Annotated in this window: 15 protein-coding genes; 11 read left to right on the top strand and 4 right to left on the bottom strand. The window is 43.0% G+C overall.

Going from position 1 to position 16,747, the window contains the following annotated elements:
* Nucleotides 1–7 precede the first annotated feature (7 nt).
* From H2O73_RS00435 to H2O73_RS00415, 5 genes are all read left to right on the top strand, one after another.
* On the top strand, nucleotides 8–1,408 hold the full coding sequence (locus H2O73_RS00435) for a DUF3131 domain-containing protein (RefSeq protein WP_182105442.1): 1,401 nt from the start codon (nucleotides 8–10) through the stop codon (nucleotides 1,406–1,408).
* Between the two features lie 11 nt (nucleotides 1,409–1,419).
* On the top strand, nucleotides 1,420–2,802 hold the full coding sequence (locus H2O73_RS00430; protein WP_182105440.1) for a DUF3131 domain-containing protein: 1,383 nt from the start codon (nucleotides 1,420–1,422) through the stop codon (nucleotides 2,800–2,802).
* A 50-nt stretch (nucleotides 2,803–2,852) separates the two neighbouring features.
* The gene (locus H2O73_RS00425; protein WP_246335799.1) at nucleotides 2,853–3,740 is read left to right on the top strand and encodes a hypothetical protein; all 888 of its coding nucleotides are present in this window, start codon (nucleotides 2,853–2,855) and stop codon (nucleotides 3,738–3,740) included.
* A 123-nt stretch (nucleotides 3,741–3,863) separates the two neighbouring features.
* A complete protein-coding gene (locus H2O73_RS00420) occupies nucleotides 3,864–4,625 on the top strand; it encodes a family 16 glycosylhydrolase (protein WP_246335798.1) in 762 nt (253 codons plus the stop codon).
* Nucleotides 4,626–4,745: 120 nt separating this feature from the next.
* Nucleotides 4,746–6,026: a glycosyltransferase family protein gene (locus H2O73_RS00415; RefSeq protein ID WP_182105434.1), complete on the top strand. Its 1,281-nt coding sequence runs from the start codon at nucleotides 4,746–4,748 to the stop codon at nucleotides 6,024–6,026.
* Between the two features lie 97 nt (nucleotides 6,027–6,123).
* On the opposite strand, the gene H2O73_RS00410 is transcribed toward H2O73_RS00415, so the two are convergent.
* The 4 genes from H2O73_RS00410 to H2O73_RS00395 all read right to left on the bottom strand — a co-directional run bounded on the left by H2O73_RS00410 (nucleotide 6,124) and on the right by H2O73_RS00395 (nucleotide 10,108).
* Nucleotides 6,124–6,303, bottom strand: coding sequence for a hypothetical protein (locus tag H2O73_RS00410; protein ID WP_182105433.1), 180 nt, complete (start codon nucleotides 6,301–6,303; stop codon nucleotides 6,124–6,126).
* A gap of 40 nt (nucleotides 6,304–6,343) precedes the next feature.
* Nucleotides 6,344–7,957 (bottom strand): response regulator, encoded by a 1,614-nt coding sequence (locus tag H2O73_RS00405; RefSeq protein WP_182105431.1) that lies wholly within the window; start codon nucleotides 7,955–7,957, stop codon nucleotides 6,344–6,346.
* Between the two features lie 194 nt (nucleotides 7,958–8,151).
* Nucleotides 8,152–9,045 carry a cation diffusion facilitator family transporter gene (locus H2O73_RS00400; protein ID WP_182105429.1) on the bottom strand — a complete coding sequence of 298 codons (894 nt, stop codon included), beginning with the start codon at nucleotides 9,043–9,045 and terminating at the stop codon, nucleotides 8,152–8,154.
* A 184-nt stretch (nucleotides 9,046–9,229) separates the two neighbouring features.
* Nucleotides 9,230–10,108, bottom strand: coding sequence for a LysR family transcriptional regulator (locus tag H2O73_RS00395; protein ID WP_182105427.1), 879 nt, complete (start codon nucleotides 10,106–10,108; stop codon nucleotides 9,230–9,232).
* A gap of 209 nt (nucleotides 10,109–10,317) precedes the next feature.
* On the opposite strand from H2O73_RS00395, the gene H2O73_RS00390 reads away from it, so the two are divergent.
* From H2O73_RS00390 to nirB, 6 genes are all read left to right on the top strand, one after another.
* Nucleotides 10,318–10,899: a class I SAM-dependent DNA methyltransferase gene (locus H2O73_RS00390; protein ID WP_182105425.1), complete on the top strand. Its 582-nt coding sequence runs from the start codon at nucleotides 10,318–10,320 to the stop codon at nucleotides 10,897–10,899.
* Between the two features lie 368 nt (nucleotides 10,900–11,267).
* A complete protein-coding gene (gene phhA / locus H2O73_RS00385; protein WP_182105423.1) occupies nucleotides 11,268–12,062 on the top strand; it encodes a phenylalanine 4-monooxygenase in 795 nt (264 codons plus the stop codon).
* Nucleotides 12,052–12,384 carry a 4a-hydroxytetrahydrobiopterin dehydratase gene (locus tag H2O73_RS00380; RefSeq protein WP_182105421.1) on the top strand — a complete coding sequence of 111 codons (333 nt, stop codon included), beginning with the start codon at nucleotides 12,052–12,054 and terminating at the stop codon, nucleotides 12,382–12,384. Before phhA ends, H2O73_RS00380 begins: the two co-directional genes overlap by 11 nt.
* A 90-nt stretch (nucleotides 12,385–12,474) precedes the next feature.
* Nucleotides 12,475–13,137: a flagellar basal body-associated FliL family protein gene (locus tag H2O73_RS00375; protein ID WP_246335796.1), complete on the top strand. Its 663-nt coding sequence runs from the start codon at nucleotides 12,475–12,477 to the stop codon at nucleotides 13,135–13,137.
* Nucleotides 13,138–13,265: 128 nt separating this feature from the next.
* Complete coding sequence (yjjG, locus tag H2O73_RS00370) at nucleotides 13,266–13,940, top strand: pyrimidine 5'-nucleotidase (protein WP_182105419.1); 675 nt, start codon at nucleotides 13,266–13,268, stop codon at nucleotides 13,938–13,940.
* A gap of 244 nt (nucleotides 13,941–14,184) precedes the next feature.
* Entirely contained in the window at nucleotides 14,185–16,746 is a 2,562-nt protein-coding gene (nirB, locus tag H2O73_RS00365; protein WP_182105417.1) for a nitrite reductase large subunit NirB, read from the top strand.
* Nucleotide 16,747 lies beyond the last annotated feature (1 nt).

Genomic DNA, 16,747 nt, shown 5'->3' with positions numbered 1-16,747 from the left:
AGGTTGTATGCGTGGTATTTGTTTAGGCTTAATTACCTTAGCTCTGGTTGGTTGTGGAAATAAGTACAACCATTTTTCAGATGACATTATTGAAAGAAAGTCCCATTGGGATATTCCTAAACCTCGTTCAGGAGAGTTAACTGAGCAAGAAATGGATATGGCTAGAATTGCTTGGCAATATTTTGAGAATAACTACCAAGAAAATACAGGTTTGGTGAATGCGGTAAATAACTACCCATCAGTAACATGGTGGGATGCGGCGTCGTACTTGGCGGGTATGGTCAGTGCTTATGAGCTGGGTATTATTGAAAAAGAAGAGATGGATTCACGTCTTACTCGTTTTCTTGGTACGTTAAATAAGCTGGATCTTTTCCGTGGAGAGTTACCGAATAAAGCCTATAACACGCAAACTGCAGCAAAGGTGGACTATGGTAATCAACCCGGCGAAATTGGCTATTCGGCGCTGGATCTTGGACGGTTGCTGATCTGGTTCCATATCATCAAAAATCGATACCCAGAATTTGCCCCCAGCATTGACTCAGTTGTACTGCGTTGGAACTTCTGTAACGTTGTCGATGAAAATGGCACCATGTTTGGCGCACTGCTTGAGCCAGGGAAAGAAGTACAGTACCTACAAGAAGGGCGTTTAGGCTATGAGGAATATGCTGCTAAAGGGTTCGAATTGTGGGGGTTTGATGTCACCCAAGCTTTGATGCCAGAACCTTACTCAACCATTAACCTATTTGGTTATGATGTCCCTTATGATACCCGTGACCCGCGTAAACTGAAAGCGCATAGTTACGTTGTCACAGAAAGTTACGTGCTTGATGGCATCGAGTTAGGTTGGGATGTGGTCACAGATAAATCCGCGCACGATGACTTTTATAGCCACGATTGGATGGCGGAATTTGCGTTGCAAATATACCGAGTACAGGAGGAGCGTTATAAGCAAACAGGGGTGATCACCGCTAGAACGGAGCATCAACTGGCTGGGGCGCCGTATTTCGTTTATGACACTATATATACCGATGGTTTTGCCTGGAATACCATCTCTGAAGTGGGCGATTTTCTACCACAATATTCTGCGGTCGCTGTTAAAGGGGCAATGGGGATGTGGGTGTTGTGGGATACCGAGTATACCGACTTATTGTTTCGCCATGTCTCTACCGCGTACGATAGAGAAAAAGGTTTCTATGAAGGGATATTTGAAAACGGAACCGGTTTAATTAATACATTTACCTCGAATAATAATGGTATCACGTTAGAGATATTGCTCTATAAGACTCAAGGTAAGCTACTCACATATAAGGAAAATGAAGCGCCAAGTTTATGGGAAAAAGCACTAGAATCGCCATTTGGCTATGAAGGGCAATGCTTACCAAGGAAGAAAATTGAGCCTGTAGAATAGAGAGATACTGAATGCTAAAGAGTGTAGTGGTTTTAGCTTGCATCTACTCGTTAACAGCGTGCGGAGTGTTATACCAAGGCGTAAATGATGGTATTGATGCTATTAGCCAATCGCAAATGTTACGACAAGGACGCCATGGTCAGCTGACTGAACAAGAGTTAGCTTGGGCTTCTACGGCTTGGAAATACGTTAGCAACAATACTCAGTTGTCGACGGGCTTAGTCAACAATCTTGATAATTATCCGACCACCAATATGTCAGGGATTGCGGACTATCTGGTTGCTTTACTTGCTGCAAAAGAGTTTGAATTTATAACCAATAAGGAATACGACGAGCGTTTATCTCTCGTTCTCAATTTCCTCAATAACATGGCGCTTAGTCAGGGACAAGTGCCGAATAAAGTCTACAGCACGCAGCATGGACAAATGGTCAACTATGCTAATCAACCCCAAGATATTGGCTGGTCTTCACTCGACATAGGACGGTTGCTGATTGTATTGGCTATCGTTAAACGTCACTCACCGGAGTTCTCTGAATATATCGATAAAGCTGTGTTGCGTTGGAACTTCTGCGAGCTCGTCAGTGAAGACGGCGAACTGTTTGGTTCGGCTGTTCATAATGGGAGTGTACATCGTTATAAAGAAGGACGTTTAGGCGTTGAAGAATATACCTCTTATGGTTATCTCGATTGGCACATTTTACCTAAAAAAGCGTTCAATATAGAACCCTATGACGTCGCGACGATTTATGGCGTTGACTTGATATTTGATGGTCGTGATCCGCGAGTTTTTAACGTTCTACGACCTGTTTATAGCACGCCTTATCTATGGTTGGGGCTTGAGTTCAATTGGGATGATATAGGGGATGATAGCTCCAATGATGCCAGCCATAGTAACGACACACTTTCGGCAATGGCAGATGCGATTTATCAAGTACAAGAATTAAGGTGGGAGCATGAGCGCATCTACACTGCGCGAGGTGAGCATGTCGTTGCCGGCGAGCCGTATTTTGTTTATGACGCGATATATGGGTTGGGCACACCTTGGATAACGATGGCGGAAGATGGATCATCCCATGATCACCTCGCGTTGGTTTCGACTCGAGTCGCATTTCAAATGTGGGCATTATGGAAAACAGACTATACCGATCGGCTGATGACCTTGGTTAAAGAGCTGTATGACCCGCAGCGTGGTTGGTATGAAGGTCGATTTGAAATGACCAGTGGCTATGAAAAAAGCCTGAGTCTTAAAACCAACGCCGGGGTGTTAGAAGCCCTGCTATACAAACAGCACGGTAAGCTTTATCAAAGTTCAGAGGATAAAGAGTATCGAGATGTGCAGTTTAATTCTCGCTTTAGCCACCCCGGACATTGCTTGGTGGAGACATTCCGATGAAACGACTTCAGATAACGGGACTTTTACTTGTTTTTGCGCTTTTTGTGCCCATGAGTTTCGCCCAAAGCGAATTGGAAAAACCCGTTATTGATCTATTAGTTACCCCAACACTGATACTAGGGCAGGGGCGTTATGCTCAGGCTGCCGATAGCTTCCATGCACAAAGTAAACTCGTACTGACGTTAGAGCAAAAACTAGGAACCAAAGCAATGTGGCAAGCCGCAGGGCTAGCCGATGGACTGGCCGCAATGGCTGCTGAAAAAAATCGTGACCCAATTGCGTATGAATACTGGGCGAATAGTGTGCGTTATTTTTTGATGTCAGGCAGCCGCTGGGATGAGTTGCAAACTCAATTACACCAAGAGTTTGAATATTCAAGCTCGCGCTTACAAGTGAGTATTGCTCCAGCAGACGCGGGAGTCTCGGTTGATAGTACTTGGTTAGAATTGTTTTCGTTGGTTGAAGTGTGGCAAGAAAAGTTAAGCTATTTTAGTTACCATTCGCCTTCATCGGAGCTTGCCAATATTGCTTCTCAACAACAGCGTAGTGACCGGCAAGTTACGACGTCTAATGGCTCGCAATTACGACAGTATTCTCCTAATAACCCATTGAAAATTAATGGCGAATTCCAGTCTAGGTCAACCTTTCGACCTGAAGGCAGCAATAGTAACCCCAAAAGCGTGACTGTGAAAAAGTCGGTGCCACCATCGACTCCTGATGTCTCTAAAGTTGAACCTGTTGTTGTCACGACACCAATCCCCACGGGTAGAAACATCATAGAGCAAGATGCCAGAGTAACAAACTCAAATGTAAGTGTGGGGGTACCCAATGCAACCGAGGAGGATGCTGGCAAGTTCCGTGGCAACTTAGGGGCAGAAAGTAGTAAAGGAATTACGGCATCTCAGAGAAGAAGTTTTGCACCGGATATCAATGAGTAACCGAATGATGCACTGAGGGCACCGTGCAATGCTCACAAATTAGGTTAGGCTTAAAGTAATACGACTCGACCTTAAGCAGACACGATAACTATGTTTAAACACTTCTCCTTATGTGCAGTGTGTATGGCATTCGCCGATGTTACTTTTTCTGCTCCGCCCAGTGCTGATTTAGCATTCAATGATCAATTGAATCGCCATGATGTCAGTCGTTGGCAACTGGCTGATGGATGGCAAAATGGTTACCCTTTTTTAAATCGTTGGGAGTCCAAAGCTGTCACATTCAGTAGTACTGGTATGAGCATTGAGTTGGTCTCCGATCCATTATTGGATGAACAAGAACAGCGCACCTTTTATTCTGGAGAACTGCGTAGCCACGATTTTTACGCTTACGGCTGTTATGAAATAGATATCAAACCGATCAATGCGCCCGGAGTTGTGACTTCATTTTTCTTGTTTTCTGGTCCTTACGACAAACCTATAGATGGTAGTGGTCGGCACAATGAAATTGATATCGAATTTCTAGGATCGAATACCAATATGGTTCAAATGAACTTTTGGACAGATGATGATTACTATTCCAATAGTCATGAAACCCTTATTTTCTTGGGTTTTGATGCCTCACAAAATTTCCATCGCTACGGGATCTCATGGACTAAAAAATACCTTGAATGGTTTATTGATGGTCAATCAGTACTGAAAGTTCGCAATAATCGATATGACCCTATTCCAAACGCGCGTCATTCTCGCATGCGCATCATGGCGAATGTGTGGGCTGTTGATACACAATTATCAAACTGGGCTGGACTATTTGATACCGGTAAAGAAAGCCACTACCTAGCAAGGTACCGAAACTTTTCGTTTAAGCCTAATCGCGGCTGTGACTGACTAATTTGGGCTTGCTGTTTTCATCCTTCATCTACAAGTAAGATGGCTTGTATAAAACGAATTGCATACTACGCTTAGACGAGAAAATAAATTATTACAATGTCAGTCTGGGGTATAGGAATGGATCCATCACTTTCGCTTGCAATTCATCTGCTGAATAACTCAAGTGTCGATTTTGAACTCACGAATAATGATCATCAAACAAGATTACTGCAACTAGCCGATGAACTACTTATTTTAGAATCGATTTCTGATGAGCAGTTCAAGCTGTTAATCAAACAGCATAATGCACCGCTCGAGTTTCAATTGGCGGTTAAGCTAGTTGAATCGCGTCGACGCATTCTTGCGGTGAGTCAACCTATCGAAATTGGCGTCGTGTTTGCCATGTGGGGCGAGCACAATCGTTTACAAGCGAAGAGTGAAGACAACCAGAACGGAGAAGATTCTCTCAGAACAAAAATTAGACAACTTATGTGGGTGACCAGTGATTCTCAAGTCAGCTGGCAACTTTATGCAGTGGATGACGGGTGTCCTCACGACAGTGCGCATATCGCGAAACGTATTGCTCATCAGCAACCACGAGCAATCAGCGATAGAGTTCATGTATTGCAGCTTTCTATGGCGCTCCCCGCAAAAGCAGGTCCCTTATTAAATCTAGAAAGTGTGGATGACTCACGCAAAGGCGGTTCAATTATTCTTGGTTGTGAGTGTGCATTAGCTTCTGGAGTGGATGCCGTTATTTATACGGATGCTGATAATTCCGTTCACTTAGGTCAATTGGGTTTGTTAGTTGCCCCATTTATGGAGCAAGGGAAGCAAGTTGTGTTAGGTAATCGAAAGCATCCAGACTCTATTTTAGTCAAGCAAGAAGAACGCTGGGGGGTAGGGATAAAAACACTTCGTCATATGCAGCGCATGATAGGTGCACAAATTTTCCAACAGGGGATTAAAGATACCCAAGCCGCATTTAAACTCTATAGTCGCCCAGTGCTTGAAAAAATCCTTAAAAAACCGACGGTCTATGATTTTTCTTTCGATACCGATTGGATTTTTGCTGCGATGGAAATGAATCAATCTATTGCGACCACGCCTTTTGCCTTTATTGACTCTGCAGCGGAATCTGCTTCGGTAATTCAGGGCCCCATGACAACCTGGTATGTATTGCTCAATGGGCTGGTTAAGGCTGCTCAGGCTCGTAAAGTTGAATACAGTGAAGAGATGGCGGATGTTTTTGTCAAAGAAATCGCTTCTCATAAAGACTTAGAGCTGATTATTGATGTACTTCCACCAGAATTAGCGACGGTATCAGATCGTGATCTAGGAAACCCTAATGTTATGTCTCCACAAGCGGTAAGGCATTGGATAATGAGTGCTAAAGCGCTGAGAGCTCAACAAGCCTGACTAGCTGGACATATATTTCCCCCCCACAATCACTTAATGTAATACAGATGATTGCTGGGGGGTGAGAGATATAAGGGCAATAATGCGCAAGTAACCGTTATTTGGGTTTTTCCGCATTTAACATCGTATAAATTAAATCGAGTTCTTCTTGTGTAATGAACTCTCGATTCTTCACTTTGTTGGTGGCTGAATTTAGGTAAGCAAGCAGTTGTTGCCTCTCATCACCTGATAATGAATCAATCATCTGGTAAAGATTTCGAATGCTTTCTTTATTCATACTATCCACCTAAGAAGTTTAATAGTGTTATCAGATGTGTTTAAGCCCCTTTCTGATCGCGAGTGAAAAGTGAAAAAGCAACTGGGGGCGCAATTTTAAAACTGTGTTGTTTACCTGTAATAAGCCAATTGTGCCAATTTGGTGGGAGATCCAAAACGGCTAGCTCAGAGACGATGGCATCTATTTTACTGCTGTCTCCTATCGCTGGTTGGCTACTGTGACGATAGAGAAACTGAATTTTTGCTTCACTAGAATGCGGGTAGTGCTCAAGGGATACGTCACTCTGCTCTTGATGAGTTGGTTGACTAGAATGACCACTTGATTGACTGGCTGCGATATAAGGCGCAGGTACCATCTCTGAAAAGTTATTGATTCCGCGAGATTTAAGTACGTCCGTAATGGTCGAATAAATTTGTCGCTCTCCAAAGAAAGCTAGAGCGGGTAGATATTCAATTAGTAACACAGGCGGACACTCAAACAACTCATCGTAAAACTGAGAAAGTGATTTCAACAGTTTTTGGTGGGCTAACATCTCATTGTTTTCATGGATTAAAACATGACTATGAGACAGTAGTACGACCGCTTTGAGGTGTTGTAACCTTTTCGGCGTCAGTTTGTGCCGAGCGAAACGGAAAAAATCATTGGCATGCTGCATGATCTCTGTTTTGGCTGATGTGCTTTCAGTAAGAGTGTAAATCGATTGCAGTGAATGGAAGTGGACAATGACGGTTTTAAGCCAGTTAATGTCAGCTAATGAGATGTGTTGCGAGTATAGGTGTCCAACTTTCATTAATTGCGCTCTTTTATGTGCCTGCATATTAAATTGGCTGGCTCTTGCTGCTCGTTCTCCAATGCTCGGTGTGAGTTCAAACGCTTTAGTCGCCCATAGTGCCGCTTTTTCTGTCTGCTGACTTTGTTCGTAGATATCGGCGATGACATCCATGACGCGAATCGAGAGTGGGTTTTCAGTGAGGAAGCTGTGTAACTCCTCTAACGCCTGCTTGGTATTGTTGTCTCGATGGAGTAAATACGCGATGGTACACATTTTAGAGGCATGACAAGGCGTGGAAGATATAGTGATGTAGATATCGAGAAACTCCCACTGGTTATTGGTCATCAAATACTCAAGTAAGTAGGCTTCAAGGCTGACACTAAATCCAGAACGGTTGATAAGTTCGAACATTGTTGCAGCAGAGAGCTTATTACCTGACTGCAATGCATCTGTGATTTGAGCTAGCTTTTGCATTTCTCGGTATATGGTGTGGAGTTTTTCGGCGAGGGAGGCATTACTAAGAGGCTTGGTTATAAAGTGACGAACTTTACCGGAAAGGGCTGTTAGTACAGTCTCTTGCCTTGCATCCCCTGAAATAATCAACACACCTGTCGCGTTGCTGATTAGCCGATTTCGATGCAACAACATGGCTAACTCATACCCTGTTAGATGTTGCTCTAAGTGATAGTCTAAAATCAACACATCAAATTGATGAGTTTGCATCGCTTTAATCGCGACCTGATAGCGTTCAACGGTCGTGATGTTGTTTTGTGGTACGCCTAAACTTACTAGCTGCTGCTTTATTAATAGCAATGCCGTGCTTGAATCATCAACGACAAGCACTCGCCAATTTTTTAAAAAGCTAGTATTAATTTTTTGCAAACCTTACCTCCAACGATGAGCAAAGCATAGAACACATGCTCATAAAGTATGATCTTAGACTACTTGTTTCATAATAACCATAAAGTTGGTTAATTCAACGGAACGAAAGGAATGTTAATCGAGTAGGTAATTAAGAAATGACGTATAGAGCACAGAATATGTTGCTCTATACGAGAAAGAGTCGGAAAGCCGTATTAAATTGCTACGTTCATCGTTAACTGGAGGTCTAAGTTGAGCGATGATAGTTTATGCTTCAATAGACGTTGAGCTTTTTCAACCTCAGCCAGTTCCAGTTGCTTACTATCACAATGAATATCGATGTTAACCCACAGCTCTTGGCCTACTTTAGCCACACCATTGAGCGCCATCGGTTGGTTGAACTGCTTGCCTATTTCTGCGACTTCATGATCGACGGCATCATGAATTTTTCTATCCGGTTTCATCATTAGCAACTCACGAAGCGCTTGAATGATCATCTCTGATGGCACTTTAATAAAGTAGAAAGACATTAAAATCATCATCATAGGATCGGCATAGATACTGTAATGAGCAAAAGGCGTTAGTGTTAAACCATAAGCGGCGAAAAAGCCGAGAGTTACTGCGACGCTGAGTAACGTATCCATTTGCCATTGCTTGCTTTCAGCTTCGATTAGACCAGACGAAAACAGTTTTGATTTTTGATTGATGTACCACCAACCGTAACCACAGCCAATAACGTTAACTAAGCCAAATAAAGAGGCAATAGAGGTATCGACTTCTCTACCACCGCTAAACATAGCGGTTATCGCTGAATATAGAGAATACAGTACGATGCTTAGAATGACGCCACCTTTGATAGCAATCACAACGGGTTCAATAACGGCTTTACCAAACTGAAACTGACCTTGAGATGGACGGCTAATGTAGCGTGATGCTGCAAGTGACAATAAAGTTAACAGTAAGCTGACCAGTGAGTAAACACCATCAAATACAATTACAAGCGAACCCATCCAAATGCCGACGACCAGTCCACCCACTGCAAAGCCCGATGCTAAAAGGGCTGAGAAGGATAGGATTCGCTTTTCGTTTAAGCTAGTTTGGGCACACATGATTAAAAATCTCCTTAGAATTAGCTCTATTCTTGAGAGTTCTAACCATTTTTACAAACTACATCTTCATTTTTAAAAAGCTAAAAAATGAGTTATTTTTATAATTTCTTTTTATTCAACGTGTTAGGTGTGATTTTTGGTGTCAATAATATTGACTCTGACTGATTTTTGTTCGTCGGTATATTTAAAAATCAAACAAATACTCGTTTAGTTTGTCTGCTAACCAAGACATTGCAGGGTGTTCACTCATGCCTGCTGGAGTAAACATACAGTAGTCTTCTTGGGTTAGACCATAAGTGTGCTTGATCACGGCTAGTTCTTGTTTACGTAGGTGGTGGCGAATTAAAGGTTCAGGCAGCACGCCCCATGCGTCTTCATTAAGAATACAATGAAGCATATAGTCAAAACTTGAAAAACCGACGTGACGAATAGAAAGGGGCTTTAATTCAGGGTTATCTTTCTCATTGAGATATACCATCGCCGCTTGCATCGAGTGACGCAAATCGTTGTCAGTAACACGACGCATTTTGCTCAATGGATGGACCGCACCACATACTGACATCATGCGTATTTTCCCCAGTGGCTGGTAGGTCACATGCGGATCATCGGTTCTTTCATAGTCAACGCCAAAAGCAAAATCCACTTGCCCTGTGACGACTAAATTGGCTAAATCACCAGATGACGCAAGAATGATGTTAAATGATGTGGAAGGAAAGTCATTATTTAGGTGCGGAGAAAGGGACTGCCATAGTTCATCAGGTAAAGAGTCGTCACGCGCAATCCATACTTCAGCGCTAAAATCACCAGAGACTTGGGCGCAGGTTTGGCGGATACGAGCTTCGGTAACCAGTAAGTTTTGACTATCACGATAAATGGCTTTACCAGCCTCCGAAAGCATCAGCTGGTTACCGGAACGGATAAACAGTTCAACCGACAATTCTTTTTCTAATGCTTTAATCGACATGCTCAGTTTGGTACGGTTACAGTCGAGTTGGCGAGCAGCTTCAGAAACAGAGCCTGAATCTGCTACCGTACAAAAAGCTTCAATTTGCGACAAGTTCATAGAGTTTTGCTGCGCTTGAGGAGATAAATGTATGGTAATGTAATTTATCTTAAATGTCTGTTTTCACATAGCTATGGGTAGAATATAATAACGAAAGTTTATACCCAAGTATCTTCAGATGTAGAGTCTAGTTGAGCAATAAACATCTAGAGGTTATTTGGGTATAAATTTCAAGTTTTTGCTTTAAGAGCAGTTTTAGGGAGAGCACAATGGCTATCAATTGGGATGAACATGCTGACACATGGGATACTGATGAAGCGACATCGATCTTTGCAGAGGAAGCATATTCTTCTCTAATTAAAACATTCAATATCAAAGGCAAGCACGTGCTCGACTTTGGCTGTGGTACGGGTTTACTCAGTCAAAAAATGTCACCAGAGGTAAAAGATATCGTTGCTCTCGATTTTTCCGAAGCAATGATTGAGCAGTTAGATAACAAATCACTGCCCAATGTAGAAGCTGTGGTTGATTCTCTTACTCGTGGTTTGGTTGCTATTCATCCTGCATTTCGTAATCAGTTTGATCTGGTTATCGCGTCTTCTGTCTGTGGTTTCTTACCAAATTATGCGGATGTATCCGACATCATCTATTCATTACTAGAAGATGGCGGTCATTTTATTCATTGGGATTGGCTAGCGGCTCATCCCGATGAAGAGATGGCAATGGATCCCGCCCATGTCGAACGAGTATTAACAGGGGTTGGCTTTAAACAAGTAGAGACCTCAACGCCTTTTGAAATCACGACTGAGCAAGGTGTGTTCAAGGTAATGATGGCCGTGGCTATCAAATAGCGAGCTACACTAAATTGTCTAATATAAACAGGGTGCTTTTGGCGCCCTGTTTGCTTTTATTGCGAATATAATATCAGCAGCCAGTGCCATCTCTCCTAATAAACGCATCTTCCACGACGGAAAACAGAGTGTTCTAGTGACATGAGACTCAAGTAACGAGTGTATCATAATTGTTACCAAATTATGCTTATGTAAAATATTTGTTACACCGCGACCCAGCGGAAATTTTGCTGATATTTTGTCTGTTGATCCAATACTCAATAACCTTATAAAAGGTAGATTGCAAAGTGTGCTGCTTGCGAATGTAGAACATCACGCGTTTGTAGGGCGTTGCTCGTTATCTTTGTAATGGGGCAAGGAGTGCTTGGATGACAAAATACAGTTCAAATCCAGTCGATGAAAATGGAATAGTCGCGTGGAGTGAAGACGAGAATGCGATATGGCATGACTTAGTGATAAGGCAGTTGAAGATCGTTGGAGATCGGGCGTGTCATGAGTATTTAGAAGGGCTGAAAATGCTTAATCTTCCGATCGATCGCGTTCCGCAATTACCGGAGATTAATCGAGTGCTCAAACGAGAGACGGGGTGGCAAGTTGTCCCTGTGCCTGCGTTAATCAGTTTTGACCGCTTTTTTGAGCTGCTAGCTAACCAATGTTTCCCAGTGGCCACTTTCTTACGAAGCCGTGAAGAGTTTGACTATCTTCAGGAGCCAGACTTTTTCCATGAAGTTTTTGGTCATTGTGCCATGTTGACTAATCCTCAGTTTGCTCGTTTTACTCACACGTATGGCAAACTGGGCTATGCCGCCCCAGCAAAACAACGAGCCTACCTAGCTCGATTGTATTGGTTTACCGTTGAATTTGGTTTGGTGAAGGAAAATGACCAGTTAAAAATCTATGGTGGAGGGATCCTCTCCTCTCCGGGTGAAACTCTTTATGCATTAGATGCTTGTCAGCCGAATCGAGAGCCATTTGAACTTAACCGTGTACTGCGAACCCCTTACCGAATCGATATTATGCAGCCAGTTTATTTTGTTTTAGAGGATATTGAGAGCCTCTATACATTGAGCCAACTGGATTTAATTTCAGAGATAGACCAAGCTATTGAAGCTGGATTATACCCACCATTATTTGACGCAAAGGAAGCACTAAATGTTGAATGAACTCAGATGTGAAGCATGTACGCCAGAAGCAATACCGCTTAGCTATGACGAGCAGCAAGAGCTATTAGAAGCAATTGAAGAGTGGCAGATCATTGAACGAGAAGGTATTGCTCAGTTGGAGAAGCAGTTTAAGTTTCGCAACTTTCTCTCTGCTTGGTCATTTGCTAATAAAGTGGCGGAACTTGCGGAAGAAGAGTTCCATCACCCTGCTATTTTACTGGAGTGGGGCAAAGTGACTGTAACTTGGTGGAGTCATTCGATCAAAGGATTACATAAGAACGATTTTATATGTGCAGCCAAGTGTGACTTAATAGAACCGTAGCTTGGTTCCATTTTTTGCGATTGAGCTAAAGATTCTGTTATCTTGCCGATAAAATAGATGAGACTCATCAGCAAGATCTTGGAAGCATAAATGAAAAAAATATTAATGGTCATACTCTTACTCGTTGGCATAGCCTTAGCGGGTGGTGGCTATTACATGTTTTATCTTAAGCCCGAGCAAGATGCCGCGAAGCTTGCTGAGCAACAAACACCGTTACCGGTTGAGCAAAGTCAACCGGAACCCATGCCAATACCAACTCCAGTAGCAGAAAAAACAGACTACTACGTTAGCCCCGAAAAGCTTGGGGTGCGTGAAATGCCAGATAAAAGTGCTTTTATTGAATCAATCCTCTACCGAGGAGATAAAGTCCATATATTAGAAAAGCGTGATGGGTGGGGACGAATTTCTCCGTTTTACGTTTATAACGAAGGTGGACCTGAGGTCGCTGAGTGGATCCCAATGGACGCCCTTCTAGAAGTGCCACCCACCATAACCAAACAAGAACGGATCAAAACCATCAGCAGTTATGTTGAAGGCTCCGATGATTTTAAACAGTACTTTGATGTTTTTATTCAAACCACCGATGATTTGATTAAGGAAGGCATTTGTCTACCCCCTGACTTTGAAGAGCTAAAAGGTTGGGTAAAGTCAGTGAAGTATGAGCAAGATGTCTATTTTGTCTATTGTGGTGGTTTAAAGCAGGCCAATAAAATTTATTTGAATGTTCAAACTGGCAATATTTTCTACAAGTAGCATTAAGTTTAAGAATTTAAAGGAGTTTACATTGTAAATTCCTTTTTTGTTTTCTGGGCTGTAAACGGTATAATGCGCAAATATTCTCCGCCGGTTTGGCTTTCCCCTCTGATAAGATAGGTAGAATCATGAAGTATGATTGGGTTCTGTTTGACGCTGATGAAACTCTGTTTAAGTTTGATGCATTTAAAGGTATGCAGTTAATGTTTGAACGTATGGGCGTTGAATATTCACGTGATGACTTTGAGCAATATCAGAAAGTTAATAAGCCACTGTGGGTTGATTATCAAAACGGGACGATTACTGCTGAAGACATCAAACATATCCGTTTTAAAGGTTACGCAGAGCAATTCAATACCACTACCGCGGCTTTAAATACGGCCTTTCTAGATGCTATGGCCGATATCTGCAGTATGATCCCACAGGCTAGAGAATTGCTTGATGCGCTTAAAGGCAAAGCCAAATTGGGTATTATCACTAACGGTTTCACTGAACTGCAGCAAGTACGCTTAGCTAAGATGGGGCTTAGTGATATGTTTGATCATGTCATTATTTCAGAGCAGGTTGGGGTTGCAAAACCAGATGTGGGTATTTTTACTCATGCAATGGAACAAATGGGGCAGCCTTGTAAGAGTAAGGTGTTAATGGTTGGCGACAATTTACATTCAGATGTCTTAGGTGGAATGAACTTTGGTATTGATACATGTTGGCTAAACGCCGCTCAGCAGCCAGAATGCCAGGAAATAACGCCTAGCTACACGGTAAAGTGCTTATCTGAGTTGCAATCATTGTTGCTGGCTTAACTTGCAGTAAAAGTGGACAAGGTGCTTATCTAAGCACCTTTTTTTATATCCATTTATGGTTGCTTAATGACTAATTGTGAAATTAAATAACACGCAATCTATAATTAAAAGCAAATAATAACCCTAAAGTAGTACAGTTACCCCTTTGTGGTAGTTTGTAATTGTAATTGATTTACATCATGTATTAATTTTTCTTCATAATTGAAAATTCCGTTCAGATTCGAAATTTGGACTGGAATTGATTATGAGTAAGCTCAAGCTAGTGGTCGTCGGTAATGGCATGGTAGGACATCGCTATATCGAAGACCTGGTTGAAAAAACGGAGATCTCGAACTACGAAATTACCGTTTTCTGCGAAGAACCACGTGTCGCCTATGACCGTGTTCACCTTTCTTCTTACTTCTCACACCATACTGCTCAAGAGCTTTCTTTAGTCAAAGAAGGTTTCTATGAGAAACACGGCATTCAAATCTTGATCGGTGAACGAGCGATCAATATCAACCGCCAAAATCGCATCGTATACTCTTCTTCTGGTCGTGAAATTCAATATGACAAATTGGTTCTAGCGACAGGATCATACCCATTTGTCCCAACTATCAAAGGCAGTGAAAGTAAAGATTGTTTCGTTTACCGAACTATTGAAGATCTCAAAGCCATTGAAGCCTGCGCGAAAAAGAGCAAGTCAGGGGTTGTTATTGGCGGTGGTTTATTAGGTCTGGAAGCGGCTGGCGCACTAAAAGCATTGGGCGTGGAAACCAATGTCGTTGAGTTTGCCCCTAAATTGATGGCTGAGCAGCTTGATCTCGCTGGTGGTAATCAACTACGCCAAAAAATCGAGCGTATGGGTGTGAATGTTCATACCAGTAAAAATACCTTAGAGATTGCAGCTGAAGGCACACAAGCCCGCAATGTGATGCGTTTTGCTGATGGTACAGAGCTTGAGACCGACTTTATTGTCTTCTCTGCGGGAATTCGCCCGCAAGATAAATTGGCTCGCCAAATGGAGCTTGAAATTGCGCCACGTGGCGGCATAGCCATCAATGACCACTGCCAAACATCAGATGAACACATATACGCGATTGGTGAGTGTGCTTCATGGAACGGCATCTTTTATGGCTTGGTTGCACCGGGTTACAAAATGGCAACCGTTGCGGTTGATCATTTACTTGGTCAAAGTGAAAGCAAATTCGAAGGGGCGGATATGTCTGCCAAATTGAAATTGCTGGGTGTGAAAGTCGGTTCTATCGGCGACGCTAATGGTCGTACTCCAGGTTGTAAAAGCTACGTCTATCAAAACGAAGAGCAAGAAGTCTATAAGCGCCTGATTGTGTCGGAAGATAACAAAAAGTTACTCGGTGCGGTAATGGTGGGTGATACCGCCGATTATGGTGATCTACTGCAATTGATGCTCAATGATATTGAGCTGCCGGAACATCCAGATGTACTTATCTTGCCTGCCCATGCTGGGGCGGAAAAGCCAGCATTAGGCGCTGATGCGTTACCAGACAGTGCGGTGATTTGTTCTTGCTTTGATGTGACTAAGGGCAAGCTTGCTCAAGCTGTGGCTGATGGGCATCAAACGCTTGCTGAAATCAAAGCGGTTACGGGTGCAGGTACTGGCTGTGGTGGTTGTATTCCTTTGGTAACTTCAGTACTCAACGCCGAGTTGGCTAAATCGGGTATTGAAGTGAAGAATGACGTTTGTGAGCACTTTGCTTATTCGCGCCAAGAGCTATTCCATTTGATCCGTATTGAAGAAATCAAAACCTTTGACGAGCTGCTTGCGAAGTATGGCAGCGGTTATGGTTGTGAAGTGTGTAAACCACTGGTCGGTTCTATTCTTGCTTCATGCTGGGGTGAACACATCCTTAAGCCGCAACTCGTTAAGCTGCACGACACCAACGATAATTTCCTTGGCAATATCCAAAAAGACGGAACTTACTCGGTTATTCCTCGTATGGCGGGTGGTGAAGTCACGCCAAAAGCGCTGGGCGTTCTTGCCGCGGTTGCAGAAGAATACAGCCTTTACACCAAAGTGACTGGTGCGCAGCGTATCGGTCTATTTGGTGCGCAGAAAGACGATCTTCCACAGATCTGGCGCAAATTAATTGAAGCTGGTTTTGAGACCGGGCAAGCCTACGCTAAAGCCTTGCGTATGGCTAAAACCTGTGTGGGTTCAACTTGGTGTCGTTACGGCGTACAAGATTCGGTGGGTCTAGGCTCGATGATCGAGAACCGCTACAAAGGTATTCGCACACCACACAAGATGAAATTTGGCGTATCCGGTTGTACCCGAGAGTGTGCAGAAGCTCAAGGAAAAGACTTGGGCATCATTGCCACCGACGCAGGTTGGAACTTATATGTGTGTGGTAATGGCGGCATGAAGCCTCGTCATGGGGATTTACTTGCCACTGATCTAGACCAAGAGACACTGATCAAATACATCGACCGTTTCATGATGTTCTATATTCGTACGGCGGCACCGCTGCAACGTACCTCGGTATGGATGGAAAATATGGACGGGGGTGTCGACTATCTGCGTGAAGTTATTGCCAACGACAAACTTGGTATCAATGAACAGTTAGAGCGTGATATCGCAAGACTGATTGGCGAGTTTGAGTGTGAGTGGACGGCAACCATCAAAGACCAATCACAATTAAATCGTTTTGCTCACTTTATTAACTCAGACAAGCGTGATGCAAACGTAACCTTTGTTTCTGAGCGTGAACAGCATCGCCCTGCCACATTGACGGAAAAAACCCCTGAAGTGAAAGGCGACATTCTTCATGTGGCACTTACGGATTAAG

The sequence above is a fragment of the Vibrio marinisediminis genome (genome assembly GCF_014050145.1).
Classification (GTDB): Bacteria; Pseudomonadota; Gammaproteobacteria; order Enterobacterales; family Vibrionaceae; genus Vibrio; species Vibrio marinisediminis.
Note: the sequence above shows the minus strand (reverse complement) of the source record. Positions and strands in the feature narration are given on the sequence as shown.